This window comes from Lysinibacillus macroides, from assembly GCF_001281525.1.
Classification (GTDB): domain Bacteria; phylum Bacillota; class Bacilli; order Bacillales_A; family Planococcaceae; genus Lysinibacillus; species Lysinibacillus macroides.
Genome location: NZ_LGCI01000009.1, coordinates 123,238 through 142,733, shown reverse-complemented (window position 1 = coordinate 142,733; position 19,496 = coordinate 123,238). Strand labels below are relative to the sequence as shown.

Genomic DNA, 19,496 nt, shown 5'->3' with positions numbered 1-19,496 from the left:
TTGATTCTAGCAATAGCGTTTGTCCTACTCTCCATTATTATTGCTTTTCTCATGATACCAAAGCTAAAAAAGCAACAGGAGACAAAGACGGTTGTGGTTTTTTCTATCCTCTTACTGATTGGTACAGCTTTAAATATAGGCATCGCCCTTAAAATCAATATTCCAAGTCCATTAGACGTTATTACCTTTATCCTTACACCTATTAAAGAGTATATTGTTTCATTCACCAAATAGCTACATGAAGGAGACATGAGATGGAAAAAGAAATGATCAGTTCAAGACAATTCACTATTATTACGATACTCTATTCCATCGGTACGGCTATCTTAATTATACCTGCCAGCATTACGAATATGGCCAAGCAAGATGCGTGGATTGCGGCAGGTATTGGTGTCATACTCAGTTTACTCATCGTGAAATTATTGCTAACCCTAGCTAAACAAACACCTACCCTGACATTTGTTGAGGCAAATAAGCAAATTTTAGGCCGCTTTTTTGGCACGATCACAACAATTTGCTTTTTAATTACAACCATTCTTTCAACAGGCGAATTATTATATTTTATTGGTATTTTTATGCAAACAGAGGTTATGCCAGAAACACCTACGATGGCCTTTGCCCTGCTGTTTAGTATTATTATTATGTATGCAGCCTACTTAGGTATTGAAACATTTGCACGTTCTGCTGAAATTCTCTTTCCACTGTTTTTCTTAATTTTTATTTTTTTCGTGATTTGTATTGCCCCACAAATTACGTTTGACAATATACAGCCAATGTTAGAGGCTACTAAAGCGTCCATGCTCTATAGTATTACACGCTTTTTAAGTATCTTCTCATTTCCATTAGTGGTGCTATTAATGCTTTATCCAATAACGGTCAATGTTCAGCATTCTGTACAAAAAGGCTTTTATATGGGCACTATTATTGGTGGGATTGTGCTCACAACAATGGTAACACTCTGCATACTTGTCTTAGGACCCGATAACACCGCTGCTCGAACATTTCCTAGCTATGCACTTGCACAAAGAATATCAATCGGTAATTTTTTGCAGCGTATTGAAGTGATAATGGCTTTTATGTGGCTTACAACTCTTTATATTCGGACATTTATGTACTTTTATGTAAGTGTGGTAGGACTTGCACAAATATTAAATATCAAGGATCATCGGCCAATTATTTTGCCAATGGGCTTAATGATACTGGGACTATCGCAAATTGTGCATCCAAATATTATTCATTTCAATAATTACAATAATGAGATTTGGCCTATTCTATCATTTATTGTGATGATTTTACTGCCTGTTCTACTGCTGATCGTGGCTGCTATTCGAAAGCCAAAGTCACAAAAGGAAGAAGAAGTCTAATTTCCTCTGCATGGCAAGAAGAAATTAGACTTTATGGATGTGCTAAATATGGTATTCAAGCTCTTCTACTAAATCCCATTCGTACGGTGTTTCTTGGTAAACATAGTAGTTCAGCCAGTTTGAAAATAATAAATGTGTATGGGCACGCCATGTATTAATGGGCGCTTGTGCTGGGTCATCATTCGGGAAATAATTGACAGGCACTGCCGTATCAAGCCCCTTCGCAATATCACGATGATATTCATCCGCCAAAGTTGTCGCATCATACTCTAAGTGACCTGTAATCATAATATTTTTATTATCCTTCGATTGTACAATAAAGACTCCTGCATCCTCTGAATAGGACAATAAGCGTAAATCAGGGTGATTACGTACCTCGTCAATGGAGACAGAAGTATGGCGTGAATGCGGCGCTGTAAACAAATCGCTAAAACCACGCACTAAATCAACCGTTAAATCGGTAATAACATGGGAATAAACCCCTGAGCATTTAGCAGGAAGCTCGAACTTACCAATACCATAATGATGATAGAGTGCTGCCTGTGCTCCCCAACAAATATGAAGAACAGATGTCACATTAGTTTTGGACCAATCCATAATTTCCTTTATTTCTTGCCAATAGTTCACGTCCTCAAATTCCATTTTCTCAACAGGCGCTCCTGTAATAATCATGCCATCATAGCGGCGATGACGAATTTGCGAGAATGTTGTGTAAAATAGCTGTAAATGCGATTTACTCACATTCTTTGATTTATGTGTCGCCGTATTTAAAAAGGTAATATTGACCTGGAGTGGCGTATTCCCTAATAAGCGTAGCAATTGCAGCTCTGTTTTTTCTTTTTCAGGCATTAAATTTAAAATTAATATACTTAACGGACGAATTTGCTGTGTTCTTGCGCGATCCTCTTCCATCACGAAGATTTTTTCCTCACGTAAATGTTCTCCAGCTGGTAAATTTTTCGGAATATTAATTGGCATCTTGCATTCCCCTCTCTGTTATTGCTTACAATTAAAAAATCCCCCTCATTCCATACGAGATAGAATGAGAAGGATTTTTTCACGTCCACTCTTATCTCTCAAAGGATAAATCCTTTGCTGGAATTAGCACCTTTCTAACTGTTGTTAGAGGTTGCTGAAGCGTCATCGGGCCAAATCCCTCTGCTTTCTCTTGATAAGGTTTATTTAACTACATCGAATTGTAGCACTATTTAAAATATTTGACAATAGGGTTTAGCATTCCTCTGTTGAAAAACAGCCTATTTAGCTTCATCCCTAATTTTTCATTAGCAAACGAATATCATCTACCAACCACGCTAACCATGCTTCCTGATATGCCGCACGCTTCTCTTGCTGCATGCGCGCAACAAGAGATGGAGCAATCTTGATATTTTTCAACTTTAATAATTGCACATCGGCTAATGGTTCAGCTAACCCTTGCTCGTAACAAGCCTCATCCATGCGCCAAAGCACGACACGTTCCCCATAACGCCTACTAATTTTCTGGGCAATCAGTAAGCCTTCTGGGTCTAAATCACCTGCATAGTAAATTTCGACATTTTCAGCAAGCAAATCAAGTAATCGCCAACTAGCCATGCGTAGCTGACCATGTGTACAAAGAATCGGTGCGGTTGGGTGTGCGTCCATTAATGTCGATGCAACACCAGAATTTTCAACAACCCATACCGCTTCGCCCGTAACCGGCTGAACAAAGTCAATTTTCATTAGCTCACGCATCGGCATATTCAACACACTGTTTTCTTGAATAGCCGCTTTCCATACAGCATTCTCCTGCCCTTTCTCAAAAGCACGCAAACCTTGACAAGTCACAAAATTCCATAAATCATCTTGTACAATCCCTAATGTTGCTAATAACTCACTGCGTTCTTCACTTGTTTTTGGGAATTCTCCTTCATTCAAACTAAATGCCGCATGAAGAAGTAACCTTCCATATAGTGTTTGTGCATCGAAGGCATGTGGATTGCCCGTTGTACGCTGTGCGAAAATTGGTAGACGTTCAAATTGCCCTGCCGGTAGCCGATTTTTGATTGCCTGTGCCACACATTGAATAGCAGGTAAAATAGATGCTTGCTGTTGCCAAATAAAGCGGCTATCTGGTAGTTTCTCCAAAATTCGTGCCAACCATTGTGGCAATGATGCTAATACTAAGCGAAGCTGACAAACAAATTGTTCTTCACTTTGTAGCTTTGTTGTTTGTTCTTGTTCTTTTGTAGTAAGTGGCTCATTTAATATGGCTTCGACTAGCTGCACGAGCGATAAATCATGGAAAGCGGAGGTGGCAAGCTTTTCTTCAAATTGCGCTAACACTATGCTACCCTTGCGTTGTAAAAAAGCAGGTGACACCGCTAAAAAGCCTGCAATTTCCTCTATTTCCTCTGCGTTAAATGTACGCAATGAAACAGTTCCGCGCATTCTGCCCAACGAGTAATATTTTTTCTTAAACAACACAAATAGTTTATGAAATGCAGCATGATGAAATGCGGATAGATTAGCCATTCAATACACGTTCCTTACCATTCCATACATAGTTTAATACCGTGACGAAATCCGCGTTTTTCGGTCTAACTAGCTCCGAGATCGCTAAACTTGAAACCGTGTCATAGTCGCCCCAAATGACTTGTGAATTCATAATATAATTAAAGCCAAGCTGCTCGACTACTTCAAACATATCTCGAATATTTTGCTCATCGACACCTGCAAAAGCCTCGTCTAACGAAATGATATATGGCGCCATGGCATCTGCTTCCTTATAGCGAGAATAAGCAGCCGTAAATAGCGGAATATACATCGCCATAGCCTTTTCCCCACCACTGAATTTGTAAAAGGCATTGTTCGTTAACTCTTTTTTCGTTTCGTTTTGGCGTGTATATGATAAAACAAAGGAAAACCATTTACGGTAATCCAACACCTCTTTTAATACTTGATGCAATGTATTGCCCTCATTGCGTAGACCAATAATTTCCTTCGCACTTTCAATACGTGAACGGAAATGCTTTGTAATTTTTTGCAAATCTTCTTCACTTAAAAAGCTACTTTTACGCTGTAGTAGTTGCACGAGATCTTTTGTATCAAGCTCGTTCTCCCCTTCCGCAGTGCGCGGCTTCCAGCTAATCGAAAAAATAAGTCCCGATGAGTTGTCGCGCTGTGCCATAATTTGATCCATTTCCTTCACCCATTGTTGTGCACGAGCAACGCGCTGACGTAAAATTCTGCCAACTGAATTAACGATAATATCCTCGTACAACTCGCGGTCTTGTGCATCTAAATAATGGCGGCGTTCCTCTAACTCTGCGGTCAGTGCACGATCTATTGTATATGGGCTTACACGCTGTCCACGATATTCAAGCTCTATAATGCGACGTCCTCGTAACTGTGTAAAGCCTTCTACACGATCATCCTCTAGCATAGCAAATGCTGCTAGCATCTCCGTTTCCTTTAAATAACTGCTGACATGATACTCAGCTAAAGCATTCATCTCTTCATTGATGATTTTCGATAATTGCTCTTGAAGTTTTACACGGTCGTGTTGCAAAGCTGCTTTCAATTGCTTATCAATCGCTTGTGGTGTTTTGTCCTCCAAAGCGATAAATGCTAAATCTAGTTCGTCCTGTAACGCTTTTTGCCACTGTGCATACATATATTTCGCAAAAGTAACTTCCTTGTCAGCATTTTCAAGTTGCGTAGATAATAATGTTTGCTGTGCCTCACATGTTGGCAACGCCTTGCGAATCTCATCATCACGTGTTTTCAATTGTTGTAATGTTGCTTGGAGTTCTGCAATGCGTGCCGTGATTGCATCGGCTCCTTCAAGCTTTAGCTGTGTTTCGATTGAAGAAATTTCCGCTATAATTTTATCAAGCCTATTTTCCGCATCGACAAATTCATCGTGATATTCATCAATTTTCGCTTGTACTTCCTCAAGCTGAAACTGCCCATCGCGTATACGGTCATGCAAATTTTGTTGATTTAAAATCGCAAAGCGTAAATTATTTAGCTCCTTTAAATAAGTATCCATCACTTGAAGTGCTTCATTGATGGCGTCTTTCGTTTGGGCAATATTCAATGTATCCTTTACTTCAAGCAGCTGTTGACGAATATCACGCAAACTTTGTCTGACAGTCTGCCACTCTTGGTCAATCAGTTGCAATTGTTCCTTCAATCCCTTTTGCTTGTTTTTCGTTTGCACCATTTCCTCATAAATATCATAAACAGTACGGTCAGATGGGATTGCTTGCTGCCAGCGCATCACATCATCAAATGTCTGCATAATTTCCTCCTGCATCTTGACAAGTTGCGCTTGGCGATTCTGCAAGTCTGTTATTTCTGCCAATACAAGCTCTATTTGCTCTTGCTGATAACGTTTGCGCGATGCACGTCCAATGTATTTTGAGGGACCTTGCTGTGGAGCATGTCCACTGACACAACCAATTCGATAAAAACCGCGCTCATCCACAGAAAAGCCTTCACTATTTTGTTCAACGGGAATACTGCGCAACACTTCATCGACAAGTGTTACTGAAATGCCATCCACATCGACGTCTGGTTGTAAAAAATCAGCAAGTGTATGACCAAATAACTGGGCATTTGGTAAAATTAGGGCATCCTCCGTCACCTCGAAAGTTTGTGGTGAAATTAAACTATCCAGCACACCTGTCGTTGCAAGTGCCGCCTCTAAGCGACTTTTTTGTTCATCTGTTATATGCGGTTGAAACTCTACAGCCGCATATAATGGCACAAACGGGATTTGTTGCTGTACAAGCTGCTCCCGAAATAACACCGTTCCCACCACACGCTGTGGCTCTGCTAATTCCTCATTGCGCAATTTTTCAAGCTGCTGTTGCTTGTCCTGTAACGCAAGCTCGTTTTGTCGCTGTGCCACTTCATTGGCTGTGCGCTCAACTGTCAACTCAGCACGATAATTATTGAGTGCAGCCATTAATATATTTGTCACCTCATGATAAGGTGCTTCATTATACATTTTATTCAAGATATGTGAAATTTTCTGCTGTTCTTCTGCAGTAAATGCTAATTTGTCATGCTTTTGCATCCAAACAAATAGCGCTGTCTTCAGTTGATGTAACTCCTCATCATACCAGTGACCTGCCTGCTCCAATTCTTTTTGCAACATATCAATTTGCCTCGTTTTTTCGGAAGAAGCACGCTCTAGCTTACGGTCTTCCTCCGCTAAACATAACTGCTCAGACACGAGCTTTTTCATCTGGCGTAGCTGCTCTTTATGCTGCTCCACCTCTTGCCCCCAATAGGCAAACTCCATCGTACCACGTGCCAAACTATCAACATTTAAAGCATGTGCCTGAAACGCTGCATCTTGTGCTAAGTCGTGCATTTCCTGTAGTGTTTCTCGTTGCTCTTTTTCAGTAGAGGAAAGCTCGTCCTGCTGGTCGCGCAACCTATGTAATAGCTTGATACGCTTGGTTTCCTCATCACTTTTTCGATTGCTTAGCTTTTTTATAGTAGCCATCGTTTCATGATGTTCTTGCTTTTTATTCGTTAAACTATTTTGTAAATCCCATACTTTATGCGAACGAAGACGCTCCTCCTCATCCATTGCTACAGTTAAATCACGTTGCACATGACGTTCTTCTTCTTTAAGCTGTTTCGCAGTTTCACGCACTTCATCCAACTGCTGTTGCTTTGTCATACGCGCCTCTTCAGCTTTTTTCAATCGCCCCTCCACAGCAACTACTTTGAATGCACGTTCTGCTAAAATATATTCATTGTAAGCATGGTACTTTTTTAAAATTTTTGTATTGGCTTCATATTCGATCGTTAATTGCTCCAACTGTTGCTGCGTTTGATCCATACTTTCAATCGTATCGGATAAATGGCGCAATTCATCATCCGTTAATGGCGGCAAAGCAGATTCTAAAATTTCATAAATAACAGTTGGTTTAAAATCCTTTGATAGCTTCGGTGCACGCAGTTGAATTAACAACTTCACTAAATCTTCATAAGCCTCCATCGTTTCAAAGCCAAAAATATATTTATTGACAAGCTCGGCATAGTCCTTTTGTGAATCGACCACTACCCCACCAACTCCGACACGATTTTGCAACTCCTTTTGTGAGAAAGGGATAATTTCCGCTTTACTACGATGCGCAAGTTCAAAATCAATGCCAATCCGACGATTATCGGTCAGCACGAAATACCATGACTTCAAATCTTTATGGCGACGTGCCTGCATACCAATGCCTGTCGTTATATATTGCTCCGAATCAGCCATCTTATATTCAATAAACAGATAGCCTGTACGCTCCTCACGCTTAGAAATTTCCTCCTCGCCAAGCAAGTAATCGCTCATTTTACGTGCTTTCGAACCAAATGGGTCTAATCGGTCCGCTGTTTTTCTGCCATCCAACAACACAGGAATAAAGCTTTGCATCGTCACTGACTTTCCCGAACCATTTGTTCCACGTAACAACAATTTTCCTTGCTCAAAAGAAAAAATTTCATCATCGTAATACCAAAAATTCAGCAAGCCCGCTCGGTTCATTTGCCATTTTGTCATTTTTCAGCCTCCTTTTGATAGTCTGGTGGGTATGTACCTGCCAAAACGCCCAGCAATGCATGGATATGTACAAAGCCATCATCAAGTGTCGCCATCCGCCAATTCATTAGCTCCTCCACAACTTCCTCACGCACCGCTGCTGTTGTTTTATCGCGATATAATTTTGCCCAGCCCTCGCCTAACTGCTCACGTATTTCTTCAAGTACTGCTTGGAGTTGCCCCTCTGTCAACACAATATCGCCATTTTCCCGCGGTGGATAGCTTGCTAAATGCGTATGTAAATAATGGGACAGCTGTAACAGGATATCTGTTATTGCCCGTGTATTTGGGAATAGGTCATAATACTTTTTCGGCTCTGTGACCGATAAAAATGCTACATTTTTAAAAACATGTAATTTAAAATCACTATGCCGTTCAATATCATCATTAATGCGATTACGGAAATTACGAATATATAAAAAGTCTTGGTCTTGCCCATCTTGTCGATATATGGCTGGTGAGGTAAATAATTGCCGATATACTCGCTTGCGTCTTTCATCTTCACCCAACATATTGCGGTCGCCTTCGATTAATTGCTGGACATGCTCATACTGGGTAAATTCTTCAGGAAATGCCCGCATAAAATAACGGCTATAAATCGTGACTTCATACAATACCTCTTGATTTTCATGATGGTCAAAACCTTGTACATCCCCATCAATTGTTGCAATTAAATGCAAGTCTACCAATATTTTCATCACACGAATTAAGGCTTTACGATGCTGATACACTGTCCAATCTAGCTCAATTTGCTCATAACCAATCGCCCGAATATTCTCACATAATTCCGATAGTAAAAACTGCTCCTCAATGCTTTTGCCTTCGATAAATGCTAATGCATAGCAGAAAATCATATAATCCATTGGCGTTTGAAATGTCTGAATACCCATCCAGCGCTCAGGCACAATCGGTATTTTTTCAAGTTTAATAAAGTGTTGGCGTATATGTAAGTGCAAGCCGAGCTTGTCATTCGCATAGCGCTTCAATACTTTTTGACGCTCACGAATCAACTGATACATCGCTGGGTTCTCTTTGCGCAATACCCAAAAATGATGTAGCAAATAATCGAGCCCTTGCACAGCCTTTTCATCAAATAGCCCCTCCATGCTCCCCCTCCTTCACTAACTCAAAACGCACATCTGGCATAGACAGTTGCCCATCCTCTGCATGTAATACGATGTTTTCCTGTAGAACATGCACACGCAATAACATGCCGTTTTCTGTTTTAACAAGCCCTTGTTGATTGGTACGTGCCTTTGCCATCCAGCTAAGTAACAACTTCCGTACAAATGACTCGACCTCATGAAGTTGTGATAATTGCACATAGCCCTCGTTAAAATAAGAAGAAAGCACCATCTCTTGTTGCTGACGTTCCTGTAAATACTGCTCACGCTGCTTCTGCTTTTGCGCTGTTTGCAACATTGTACCCGTTGCTTTTGTTTTCTCACGATAACGATTTGTACGTGGTTTCATTGACACAAGCTCTGGCTTTTCATCCCATGTATCACTATGTAAATCGTCTGTTGTATAGGTTTTTAACTGAATATGTTGCACTTGCATCATGCCAAAAACAACGGAAGAAAGCTTATGTGCATCTGCTACATTTTCACAGTCTCCAAACCATTTCGCTAAATGAATATAGTCATTGCGGCGGCTTTTAAAATGATGCTGACGCTCTCCTAATCGTTGTACATAACGAGTAATGCGGCGAATCATCTCATTCGTTTGCCATTGCAATATTTCAAGCTCGCTCTTTTCTCCGCCCACTTCTAAAAACCAGCGCTGGATAGACTGCCAATACTGTTCATACTGCTGACATAATTCCTCATCTGTCAGTTGAATTTCCTCAAGGCGAGGAATCAACCGTTCCTTATTGACAAGCTCTCGAAAAAACGGCTGCATCACTTCAAGTGATAACTTTTGTAACAACTCAACAATTTGAAATGACGTTTTCTGCAATGACACAATAAAATCGCGCAAATAACTCGTAAATTGTGCCTTATAAATTAAAAATGCCTCCGTCTGCATACGTTGGTCTGTCTTTTCACTATTAATATAAGCAATATAATCCGCAGTGCTTGTACGAATTGTTTTAAAGTACTGAAGAATATCCTCCCACAATGCCATACAAGCATCAGGTGTCATCGGCTTTGCTTCTAGCTTTTGCAACGTCTCCAATAAACGTTCAAATTGCGAGCGCTCTAGCGACCCTTTAAACGTATCGTCTACCATCTTCTCAAGCTCAATTAACATACGCTCAATTTCAATTGTATAAGGCGTTGGCTGATAACGGAAACGTTTCTTTTTATACTCCTCAATAGTACGCGCATTCGTCATATCCTGACGTGCCGTCAAGTTATTCCATTCGACAAGCTGCGCTAACTGCTGATGTAGCTGTTCTTCGTCATACTGTTCAAATTGGGGAATCGTTCGTAAATGCTGAAGAATTTCCTCAGGCGTAATAAAATCACGCATACGCTCATGCTGATCATAAAAATAACGCAAAATTGTGCGGTAGTGTGCGGCAGATTGTGCAGTCAAATAACTCGCTTCCACCACTCGCTTCATCATCCGGCTCATAATTCTCCTGCTTTCTTTTTATTTTAGCCTTATTGTAGCGAAGAAAGGCGGTAGATGCTAGTATTTGTCGAAGTGGCGTATATACTCCATCAACTAAAAAGTCAATTTAGACCAAAGTTTTTGGTCTAAATTGACTTTTTAGTAATCATGCTCAAAAAATACAGCAAGGTTAACACAAATTGCAAATTTCAGCGTGTTACCTCATCCATTTTCGCTCGTTGCTATGCATTAAGCTTCTTCAGGATAATAAAGGTTTTTTCGCAAACAAACATCTCTATGTGTTAATGTTTCTCCATCAAATCGCAACCAAATTTCATCATCCGCCATCACCCCATGCGTTTTTCGCACAATACCCCACCGATTAAACGCCTGCATACCAAGACTTTCCAACAATTCAGCCGCATTAGCACGAGTAGGAGGGAAAGTGCGCCATTTCAACCATTTCTCAAGCTCCTCGATTGTAATATGCCCCTCCCTATTCGGTAAAAACTGCTTATTAAAATCATCAATATAATTGATAACATACGGTGTGCCATCATTCATAGGCTTTACTACAGGAACGAAAAGAAAGAGATGGTGCGACAGGAGATCTGTGTATTTCTCATCGAACGTGTTTCTTAACCTTTTCACTGTAGGAGGAAATGTCTTTATAGTGTATCATTAATGCGAGGTGAAACCATGACAAAAATCGCAGTAGTTGAAGATGATGAGCTGTTAAAAAAATACATCAAGGAATATTTACAAGCCAACCAATATACGGTTTTTTTAATTGATGAGTTTGGCGATGTGCTTATGCAAATTGAAGAAATTCAGCCTGATTTAATTTTATTGGATATTAATTTGCCACAATATGATGGCTTTTTTTATACAAAAATTTTGCGTAAACGTCTGACAACTCCCTTGATTATTTTATCAGCAAGAAGTGATGAATCTGAGCAAATTCGGGGTATTACGCAAGGGGCTGATGATTATATGACGAAGCCCTTTAGCATGGGCATTTTGCTTGCCAAAATCGAGGCGGTACTACGCAGAGCAACCCCACAAACAACACAGTTAGCCATTGATGCGCTTGTCTTAAACTGTGATAAAATGGAACTTTCCTATCATACAGAGGTGTTAGAGCTTAGTAAAAATGAGTTTAAATTAATGAAGCTATTTATGCAAAGCCCTCACACGGTCATCACAAGAGAAGATTTGCTAACAGCGCTTTGGGATGATGGGCATTTTGTCGATGATAATACGCTGTCCGTTAATATGACACGCTTGAAAATCAAGCTAAAATCCTTACAAATTGTGGATGCATTTGTCACGAAAAGAGGAGTCGGCTATGTTTTTACACCGCCTATGGCAAAATAGCAAATGGTTTATTTTGCTGTACTTTATTAATACAGCAATGCTCACACTGTATTTTTATTTATACGGCACATTAACGGAAACTTGGTATCCCTTTGTGTTAAGCAGTTTTTTGCTTATCATTGCACTCGTGATACAAGCAATGAAGCTATGGCAATTTGAACAAAACTTAGCAAGTGCTAAGGCAGGCACTATGGTAAAAAATACGCATATTGCGATTCAAGCATTGCAAGAAGTGCATCAGCAATACCGTAACAAGCTCAATCGACAAAGCCTACAAGCCGAAGAACAGCTCGCTATTATTTCACAGTGGATTCATAATTTAAAAGTTTCGGTAAACGTTATCCAACTAGCAAGTGAGAGCAACCATACACAGGCAAAGGAGGATATCCTAAAAGAAAGCGAGAAAATGGCCCATAATTTAGAACAGTGCCTGCAAATGCTACGGCTTGCTGACTTTGTACAGGATTATATGGCAAAGCAAACCACTATAAAAGCAATACTTGAAGCTGTATTAAGGGACAATAAAACGCTCTTTATTTATGAAGGCATTTTCCCTAAAGTTTCGCTAACAGAGGAAATTATTTATACAGACGAAAAATGGTGCAAGTTTTTGATTACACAGCTTCTCACAAATGCCGTGAAATATAGTAAAAATGGGCAAACAATATTGATTTGCAATGAGGGCAAGCAGCTTTATATCAAAGACACAGGATTAGGCATTCCAAAGGAAGATTTACCACGTATTTTTGATCCCTTTTTCACAGGACAAAATGGACGACTTTACCGCAATTCCTCAGGTGTCGGACTGTTTTTAGCGAAGCAAATTGCCGATAAATTACATCATCAACTTACAATCACATCAGAAAATGGCACAACCGCCATGTTATCTTTCGAAAATGAAAGATAAGGTCACGAAATTCACTATGTAGAAAAGTTGCACCTGCGATAAGCTAAAAGTGAAAGGAGTGACTGACAATGATTACAGTCCAAAAACTAACAAAGCATTACCAAGCCTTTCCTGGCGCAGCAATCGTCAAAGCGGTGGATGGCATCTCGCTCACAATCGAAACGGGAGAATTTATCGGCATTATGGGCGCCTCAGGCTCTGGGAAAACAACATTATTAAATATGCTTGCAGGCATTGAACCTGTGACATCAGGCGAAATTACTATTGCTAATACCGATATCACAAAGTTATCAAAGGATAAAATGGCTTTATTTCGCAGGGGAAAATTAGGATATATTTTTCAGGATTTCAACTTACTCGACAGCCTTTCTGTTAAAGAAAATATAGGACTACCCCTTATTTTAGACCGTCAGCACCCTAAAATCGTTGAACAAAAAACGCGAGAATTAATGAACTACCTAAATATTGCCCGTATCGCTGACAATGCCCCTGCTCAAATATCAGGTGGACAAAAGCAGCGCGTGGCAGCCGCACGTGCATTAATTACAGAACCAGCCGTTATTTTTGCGGATGAACCAACAGGCAATTTAGATTCAAAATCAGCCAACGATTTAATGCTGATGCTTGAGCGCTTAAACAATGAATTGGCAAATACAATCGTTCTGGTCACACACGACGCCTTTTCCGCCTCATTCTGTAAAAAAATTATTTTTATGAAAGACGGCAGACTAGAAATGACCATTGTATCTAATGGCAATCACACACAATTTTTTGATCGTATTTTAGAAGTACAGAGCGCGATTGGTGGTGCAAAAGATTGAATTTTCAAGGCATCATGAAGAAAAATATGCTATTCCATGCACGTAAGTACATTTCCATCTATATTGTCTATGCGCTGATTGTGACACTGCTCTTTTTATTCGCGAGCCTACTGTATAATGAAGCCATCATCCAAACACTAAAACCAAGCTATTATCAAAACTTACAGCTCGCACTTGGCATGGTAGTCGCATTTTCAGTTCTCTTTATTACCTACGCTGCTGTATCTTTTTTGAAATATCGTGGACAGGAATTGGGTACATACATTACTTTGGGCATGACATCCAAGCAAGTAATTCGCTTACTTAGCTTTGAGCAATTGATGATTACAGGCATTTCACTTGCAACAGGCTTGTTAGCAGGCATCGTATTCGGCAAGCTATTTTATTTAGGCTTCCAGCAATTTATACGTATTCCTGAATTAACATTTCAATTGAATACAGCCTCTTTCAGCATCACCATCGCCATCTTTTTAAGTATTATGATGGTCACATTTTTCCTTAGTGCGCTTTATATCAAACGTCTAGCGCTGGTCCAATTAATCCGTGCAAAAACGCTCAAAGATGCAACAAAGGGCAGCTACCTTCTAGGGTTCATCAGCATCCTTTTATTTGTTGGCAGTTTATGGGTAGTTCCTTATGCGATGGAGAATAGGCATGAAACATTACTTAAAATTGCTATTGCCCTTACGTTGCTTACACCTTATTTCATGATTGGTGCAGGTCTGTTAGTTATGAAGCGTATAATGAAGATATTTCCATTATTCTACCAACGCCTGATGTTGACCTTATCAAATGTTACACATCGCCTACGTGCTTTCCAAACAACGCTGTATCTGGTGATGATTATGCTAGGTGGCTCTATTGTATTTATAGGGCTTGCGTATGTCCTATATGCCTCGACAGAAGAAATGAACGACGCTAGTAATCCAGCTTCTTATATGTATGTCACATCAAAAGATTGGCAAGGGCTTGATGAACAAAGCGAAACATTCGATTTTGTGGTAGACAACTATGCAAGGCAGATTCAAGGCGAATGGGGAAAGCCACTCGATATTATTGTCGTATCAAAAACACAATATGAAAACTATATGCATGAAAAAATCACCACACCTGCCCTTATTCGAAATGACAAAGAGCTTAAACCATTTAAAACACCTATAAAATGGAACGGCACAGTATTAAAAGATGTTCAACATCTATCACGTGCTGTCACAAACAGCAGCTTATTTGGCTATAATATACAGGAAATCCTTGTAGTCGATGACCCAAGTATTTATCAAGGAGATATCTTTACAGTGCATAAGTTGGGGCATAAGGTAAGCAAAGCCGAGGCATTAGCTTATGAAGAAAAGCTAAAGAGCATCAATAAAGTAGATCAAATCCCATCACAGTACGAACCCGCTTCCAAAGAGCTTGAACTCGAAAGCGATTTTCAGCGTACAGGCTTAGCTCTATTTATCGCAAGCTTTATCGGTCTGCTATTCGTACTTGCAAGCGGCATCGTGCTTTTTTACAAAGTACTTTCTGACCTACCAGCACAAAAAGAATATATGCAATCTTTAGAGCGCATCGGTTTACGTAGAAGAGAGAAAAAGCAACTCATTCGCAATGAGCTACGTATCCTCTTCTTCACCCCTTTCTTCTTAAGCGTCATGCTTGTCTCGTACTATTTCTATCTATTTTTTCACCGATTCCCAAATACATGGGATTATATGCAGAAGCTAGGGCTTGTGGTAATTGTGTTCTTTGTCATTCAGTTTATTTTTTATAGCTATAGTCGGGTGAGGTGTGAGTGGGAAACAAATTTATAAATAAAATTTCCCTTTATGGTAAACATACCATTAGTATGGTATCATAAAGCTTTAGGGATAGAGAGGAACGTGAATAGCTTGATTAAAATTGAATTTCCAAAGCCAGATGTAGTCATTCGTCAACGTGAGCAAGATCTAAAGCCTGGTGATGTGCCGATTACACCTTACCATGGATTTATTGATTTCCATAAAATCACACGCGAAAATGGCGGCATTTTCTTATTTTATAATGAAAAAAATGAACTTTTATTTGTTGGAAAGGCCCGTAAAATCCGTCAACGCATTAAAAAGCATTTTGAAGACAATGTATCACCTGTGAAAAACCACCGTGATGAAATTTTTAAAATTGAAGTGTATGAAATAGAAGATCCAATGGAACGCGATATTTACGAAACATACGCCATCAATGTCTTCCGCTCCAAATACAATATCGATAAAGTATTTTATTAAGAAAAAGTGAAATCTCTTGCAATAGGGATTTCACTTTTTTTGCTTATACGCTAGAGCTCTAATCTAGGAAAAAGGCTTGTCGCTCTTTTGTAATCCACTCCTCCAATGCTTGATCATCGCGCTTGATTAAACGATTGACCAGTACATCATGCCAAATATAATCCTCCAGCAAATAAATATGAACAGGATCCGTTGTAATAAAGGCGATTTCCTGAGTAGATGGTACATGTCCATAAATCATTTGCTGTCCATCTACGGAAATAATAAACCAATGCGGTGTGGAGGGCTTTTGTGTATAGCGTGTCATGCGATGCTGTTCTAATGTAGCAATTGGATTTTCCACATAGAAGGTAATGCCATGAATCGGTACACGCTGCTCTGCCTCTTGAATGTCTTCATATAACGCCTCATACATATCTTCCCACATTGATAACAGCACTTTCTGCTTAGCATTTTGGAGCAGTGATTGACAATAGTTGACAATCGCCTCCTTGCCCTTTAGCATCACTACTTTATGCTCCACTTCTTGCTCCTTTGATTCTAATTTGGCTAATTTTATACCAATGGATGTAAAACTAGCTTGCCAACGCTGCTGCATTTGCTGTAAAAAAACCGCGACAGGTAGCGCAGCATATATGGTTTGCTCGGCTGTTTCCTCCTTAAGCACAATCCCTTTGTCAACAAGACCTGTTAAAATATCATAAACTCTAGCACGTGGTATTCCTGAATTTTTACTAACCTGATAGGCATTTACATGGCTATGCTGTACCAGGGCTGTATAAGCCTTTGCTTCATATTCAGTAAAGCCTAGCTCTTTTAATTGGGCGATTAATTCCTCCATCAAATCCCTCCATTGCTCTTATTATAGACGAAAAATGAAGGGTTTACAGTATTCATTAAATTAGTTACTATTCTAGTAGTAACTAATTTAATGAGGTGTCATCATGTTTTTCGATATGGATATACATATTTTTCTTTTATTAATTGCCTTTGGTTTTTTAGCAGCCTTTATCGATTCTGTTGTAGGTGGCGGTGGCTTAATTTCATTACCCGCTTTACTATTTGCTGGGCTAAATCCAGCTGCTGCTGTTGCAACGAATAAGCTTGCTGGCTCGATGGGTTCGCTTACCTCCACTATTTCCTTTTATCGCTCTGGGCAGCTTGAGATTCGCCCTGTTCTTAAATATTTCCCACTTGCCTTTATTGGCTCATTGTTCGGTGCGTGGACTGTGCATTTAATCAACCCAGCACTGTTAAAGCCATTAATGCTTGTGATGCTGGCGGCTGTGGCAGTTTATACAATCTTTAAAAAGGATTGGGGCGCTATAGCAGCCGTGAAAACTCTTTCGCGCACGCATTTACTATTGTTCATGGCTTTATTATTTAGCATTGGCTTTTATGATGGATTTCTTGGTCCTGGGACAGGCTCTTTTTTAATTTTTAGCTTTTTATTGGTAGGCTTTGATTTTTTAAAGGCTGCGGGCAATGCAAAGTTTTTAAATTTAGCAAGCAATGTCGCAGGTCTTTGTATGTTTGCTTACTTAGGGCAAATTCATTATGTCTATGGTCTTGTCATGGGAATTGCACAAATTGCAGGGGCTGTGGTTGGGTCACGCCTAGCGATTCAAAAAGGAAGCGGCTTTGTTCGTATACTGTTTATTGTTGTAACGATCACACTGCTCGCCAAAAATGCCTATGATTATCTAACATAAAAATGCCGCAGAAGCTTATTCTACGGCATTTTTTTATTCAATGATGAGCGCTGTATCTTTCACTTTATGATGGGTCAGCAAACTAACGCTGACAAAAATAAGCAAGGATGCCATAATGGGAATCGTCACCGTATGCATGCCAAAAACGGAAGGATAGCATCGATCAATGACAATATATAAGGTCATTCCCGCAATCATGGAGGCAATTGCTCCATATTTATTTGCCTTTTTCCAATACAGCCCTAGCACAACTGACCATATAAAGACTGCCTCTAGCCCACCAAAGGCAAATAAATTTAGCCAAATTAAAAAGTCTGGTGGATTCAGCGCAAAGAGAATAACCGCTAAACCAATCACCGTTGTAACGATAAAGCTTACCCGTTTAATCTCTGTATCGTTCGCTGCTGGTTTTATATAATTTAAATAAATATCCTTCACAACTGTTGAACTCACAAGCATTAATAGCGCATTGACTGTTGACATTGTAGCCGCCATTGGTGCAGCTAGTACAATGCCCGCTAAAAATGGCGGTAGCACCTTTAATGTTAGTAATGGCATCACCTTATCGCCAATTTCAATCCCCGGTAAGACAGGTCTTGCTAAAACACCAATTAAATGCATCCCAAACATAATTGTCCCTATGGCAACCGTGCCAATGATAATCGCAAGGTGCATGCTTTTTGAATCCTTGTAGCTCATCGCACGTACAGCAATTTGCGGAAGCCCTACAACACCTACGCCAATTAAAATCCAAAATGTTGACACATAGAGCGGTGTTAAATCACCCTCTGCCCCAAATGGCGATACAAAATTAGGGTTTTCAGCAACGAGTGAGGCCATAATATTGTCGATGCCACCCCCTGCCACAATGGTACCGATTAATAAAATAATTGTCCCAATCACCATAATTGTACCCTGGACAGTGTCTGTTAAGGCAACAGCTCGAAAGCCACCAATAATTACATAAACTAAAACAGAAATCGCAAAAATAAAAAGTGCCGCTGTGTAGCTTAAGCCTGTTAATGACTCAATTAAACGCGCCCCACCTACCCATTGCGCCATCATCGCAGAAAATAAAAAGACAATAATACTAATAGCCGATACGATCACAATGGTATGGCTTTGATAGCGTTCACGCAAAAAGTCAATTAATGTAATAGCTTGATAGCGGCGAGCAAGAATCGCAAATTTCTTCCCTAGTATCATCAGCACAAAATACCCCGCAGGCAACTGTGCCATTGCCAGTAATACCCAACCAAGACCCTTTATATAGGCTACACCGGGTCCCCCGATAAAGCTACTTGCACTGCCGTATGTCGCAATCATCGTCATCGCAAGGATAAAGCCGCCCATTTCACGGCCGCCAAGAAAATACTCCTGCAAGAATGAATTGGAAGAGCGAATATGCTGATTAGCCCAAATACCAATGCCAAAAATAATCATTAAAAATAATACCAATGGAAATACAACTTGCCAATGCATTAGCGCTCCTCCTCTTCAAATGGAACCTCTTTGAAAAAGAGCTTCATCACAGTCCAGATAAGCAGGATCATAAAGCCTGTCCCCGCAATACAGCTATAGAAAAACCATGCAGGAAAACCTAGGATATACGAATAATGCGCAGGATCACCTGCACCCAGCCCATAGGCAAAGCCGAACCAAATAGCAAAATTAATTAGAACAAGTCCAATCCCAATCAGCGCCTCTTTATGCGCTATTCTAAAGCGTTGATCTTTCACATGCCAATCCTCCTAACCTACTCTATTTTACTGATATGTTTGCCTGATGGGAAGCATTGTGCCTATTCAGTGGTGAATCCGCTTGGTGCTCCTATCCATCTACTAGAAGGATTTCATTTTTGCATGGCTTCTATCCGCGGGTTCAATGCTTCTATCCGTCAGCCACGCAA

General features: G+C 40.0%; 17 protein-coding genes and 1 riboswitch. Of the genes, 8 read left to right on the top strand and 9 right to left on the bottom strand.

Annotation, left to right across the window (positions count from 1 at the left end; genetic code table 11):
• Both ADM90_RS14670 and ADM90_RS14665 read left to right on the top strand, forming a co-directional pair.
• Entirely contained in the window at positions 1-234 is a 234-nt protein-coding gene (locus tag ADM90_RS14670) for a hypothetical protein (RefSeq protein WP_053995705.1), read from the top strand.
• 20 nt (positions 235-254) lie between these two features.
• Positions 255-1,364: a GerAB/ArcD/ProY family transporter gene (locus tag ADM90_RS14665; protein WP_053995704.1), complete on the top strand. Its 1,110-nt coding sequence runs from the start codon at positions 255-257 to the stop codon at positions 1,362-1,364.
• A gap of 42 nt (positions 1,365-1,406) precedes the next feature.
• Here the strand turns inward: ADM90_RS14665 and metA are convergent, their stop codons facing one another.
• The 6 genes from metA to ADM90_RS14635 all read right to left on the bottom strand — a co-directional run bounded on the left by metA (position 1,407) and on the right by ADM90_RS14635 (position 11,073).
• Positions 1,407-2,342: a homoserine O-acetyltransferase MetA gene (gene metA / locus ADM90_RS14660; protein ID WP_053995703.1), complete on the bottom strand. Its 936-nt coding sequence runs from the start codon at positions 2,340-2,342 to the stop codon at positions 1,407-1,409.
• 88 nt (positions 2,343-2,430) lie between these two features.
• Positions 2,431-2,542: riboswitch (SAM riboswitch) on the bottom strand.
• Positions 2,543-2,636: 94 nt separating this feature from the next.
• Complete coding sequence (locus tag ADM90_RS14655; protein WP_053995702.1) at positions 2,637-3,878, bottom strand: TIGR02679 family protein; 1,242 nt, start codon at positions 3,876-3,878, stop codon at positions 2,637-2,639.
• Positions 3,871-7,911 carry a TIGR02680 family protein gene (locus ADM90_RS14650; RefSeq protein ID WP_053995701.1) on the bottom strand — a complete coding sequence of 1,347 codons (4,041 nt, stop codon included), beginning with the start codon at positions 7,909-7,911 and terminating at the stop codon, positions 3,871-3,873. Before ADM90_RS14650 ends, ADM90_RS14655 begins: the two co-directional genes overlap by 8 nt.
• Positions 7,908-9,056: a TIGR02678 family protein gene (locus tag ADM90_RS14645; protein WP_053995700.1), complete on the bottom strand. Its 1,149-nt coding sequence runs from the start codon at positions 9,054-9,056 to the stop codon at positions 7,908-7,910. The genes ADM90_RS14650 and ADM90_RS14645 overlap by 4 nt, the downstream gene beginning before the upstream one ends.
• Positions 9,040-10,521, bottom strand: coding sequence for a TIGR02677 family protein (locus ADM90_RS14640; protein ID WP_235473575.1), 1,482 nt, complete (start codon positions 10,519-10,521; stop codon positions 9,040-9,042). The genes ADM90_RS14645 and ADM90_RS14640 overlap by 17 nt, the downstream gene beginning before the upstream one ends.
• Before the next feature lie 237 nt (positions 10,522-10,758).
• Positions 10,759-11,073: a hypothetical protein gene (locus ADM90_RS14635; RefSeq protein ID WP_235473573.1), complete on the bottom strand. Its 315-nt coding sequence runs from the start codon at positions 11,071-11,073 to the stop codon at positions 10,759-10,761.
• 135 nt (positions 11,074-11,208) lie between these two features.
• Here ADM90_RS14635 and ADM90_RS14630 point away from each other — a divergent pair, with 135 nt between their 5' ends.
• The 5 genes from ADM90_RS14630 to ADM90_RS14610 all read left to right on the top strand — a co-directional run bounded on the left by ADM90_RS14630 (position 11,209) and on the right by ADM90_RS14610 (position 15,875).
• Positions 11,209-11,886 (top strand): response regulator transcription factor, encoded by a 678-nt coding sequence (locus tag ADM90_RS14630; RefSeq protein WP_053995741.1) that lies wholly within the window; start codon positions 11,209-11,211, stop codon positions 11,884-11,886.
• Positions 11,858-12,793 carry a sensor histidine kinase gene (locus ADM90_RS14625; RefSeq protein ID WP_053995698.1) on the top strand — a complete coding sequence of 312 codons (936 nt, stop codon included), beginning with the start codon at positions 11,858-11,860 and terminating at the stop codon, positions 12,791-12,793. The genes ADM90_RS14630 and ADM90_RS14625 overlap by 29 nt, the downstream gene beginning before the upstream one ends.
• A 68-nt stretch (positions 12,794-12,861) precedes the next feature.
• A complete protein-coding gene (locus ADM90_RS14620) occupies positions 12,862-13,614 on the top strand; it encodes an ABC transporter ATP-binding protein (protein ID WP_235473570.1) in 753 nt (250 codons plus the stop codon).
• Positions 13,611-15,425, top strand: coding sequence for an FtsX-like permease family protein (locus ADM90_RS14615; RefSeq protein ID WP_053995696.1), 1,815 nt, complete (start codon positions 13,611-13,613; stop codon positions 15,423-15,425). The genes ADM90_RS14620 and ADM90_RS14615 overlap by 4 nt, the downstream gene beginning before the upstream one ends.
• Before the next feature lie 78 nt (positions 15,426-15,503).
• Positions 15,504-15,875: a nucleotide excision repair endonuclease gene (locus ADM90_RS14610; RefSeq protein ID WP_053995695.1), complete on the top strand. Its 372-nt coding sequence runs from the start codon at positions 15,504-15,506 to the stop codon at positions 15,873-15,875.
• Between the two features lie 58 nt (positions 15,876-15,933).
• On the opposite strand, the gene ADM90_RS14605 is transcribed toward ADM90_RS14610, so the two are convergent.
• Positions 15,934-16,716: a TrmB family transcriptional regulator gene (locus ADM90_RS14605; RefSeq protein WP_053995694.1), complete on the bottom strand. Its 783-nt coding sequence runs from the start codon at positions 16,714-16,716 to the stop codon at positions 15,934-15,936.
• 103 nt (positions 16,717-16,819) lie between these two features.
• Here ADM90_RS14605 and ADM90_RS14600 point away from each other — a divergent pair, with 103 nt between their 5' ends.
• Positions 16,820-17,587, top strand: a complete 768-nt coding sequence (locus ADM90_RS14600; RefSeq protein ID WP_053995693.1) for a TSUP family transporter — start codon at positions 16,820-16,822, stop codon at positions 17,585-17,587.
• A gap of 33 nt (positions 17,588-17,620) precedes the next feature.
• Here the strand turns inward: ADM90_RS14600 and panF are convergent, their stop codons facing one another.
• Positions 17,621-19,069, bottom strand: coding sequence for a sodium/pantothenate symporter (panF, locus tag ADM90_RS14595; RefSeq protein ID WP_053995692.1), 1,449 nt, complete (start codon positions 19,067-19,069; stop codon positions 17,621-17,623).
• Positions 19,069-19,326: a YhdT family protein gene (locus ADM90_RS14590; protein WP_053995691.1), complete on the bottom strand. Its 258-nt coding sequence runs from the start codon at positions 19,324-19,326 to the stop codon at positions 19,069-19,071. The genes panF and ADM90_RS14590 overlap by 1 nt, the downstream gene beginning before the upstream one ends.
• Positions 19,327-19,496 lie beyond the last annotated feature (170 nt).

What these genes read in the sequence shown, in the direction of transcription:
- ADM90_RS14665 (WP_053995704.1), top strand. Translation starts at nt 255, where the DNA reads ATGGAAAAAGAAATGATCAGTTCAAGACAATTCACTATTATTACGATA.
- metA (WP_053995703.1), bottom strand. Translation starts at nt 2,342, where the DNA reads ATGCCAATTAATATTCCGAAAAATTTACCAGCTGGAGAACATTTACGT.
- ADM90_RS14655 (WP_053995702.1), bottom strand. Translation starts at nt 3,878, where the DNA reads ATGGCTAATCTATCCGCATTTCATCATGCTGCATTTCATAAACTATTT.
- ADM90_RS14650 (WP_053995701.1), bottom strand. Translation starts at nt 7,911, where the DNA reads ATGACAAAATGGCAAATGAACCGAGCGGGCTTGCTGAATTTTTGGTAT.
- ADM90_RS14645 (WP_053995700.1), bottom strand. Translation starts at nt 9,056, where the DNA reads ATGGAGGGGCTATTTGATGAAAAGGCTGTGCAAGGGCTCGATTATTTG.
- ADM90_RS14640 (WP_235473575.1), bottom strand. Translation starts at nt 10,521, where the DNA reads ATGATGAAGCGAGTGGTGGAAGCGAGTTATTTGACTGCACAATCTGCC.
- ADM90_RS14635 (WP_235473573.1), bottom strand. Translation starts at nt 11,073, where the DNA reads ATGAATGATGGCACACCGTATGTTATCAATTATATTGATGATTTTAAT.
- ADM90_RS14630 (WP_053995741.1), top strand. Translation starts at nt 11,209, where the DNA reads ATGACAAAAATCGCAGTAGTTGAAGATGATGAGCTGTTAAAAAAATAC.
- ADM90_RS14625 (WP_053995698.1), top strand. Translation starts at nt 11,858, where the DNA reads ATGTTTTTACACCGCCTATGGCAAAATAGCAAATGGTTTATTTTGCTG.
- ADM90_RS14620 (WP_235473570.1), top strand. Translation starts at nt 12,862, where the DNA reads ATGATTACAGTCCAAAAACTAACAAAGCATTACCAAGCCTTTCCTGGC.
- ADM90_RS14605 (WP_053995694.1), bottom strand. Translation starts at nt 16,716, where the DNA reads ATGGAGGAATTAATCGCCCAATTAAAAGAGCTAGGCTTTACTGAATAT.
- ADM90_RS14600 (WP_053995693.1), top strand. Translation starts at nt 16,820, where the DNA reads ATGTTTTTCGATATGGATATACATATTTTTCTTTTATTAATTGCCTTT.
- panF (WP_053995692.1), bottom strand. Translation starts at nt 19,069, where the DNA reads ATGCATTGGCAAGTTGTATTTCCATTGGTATTATTTTTAATGATTATT.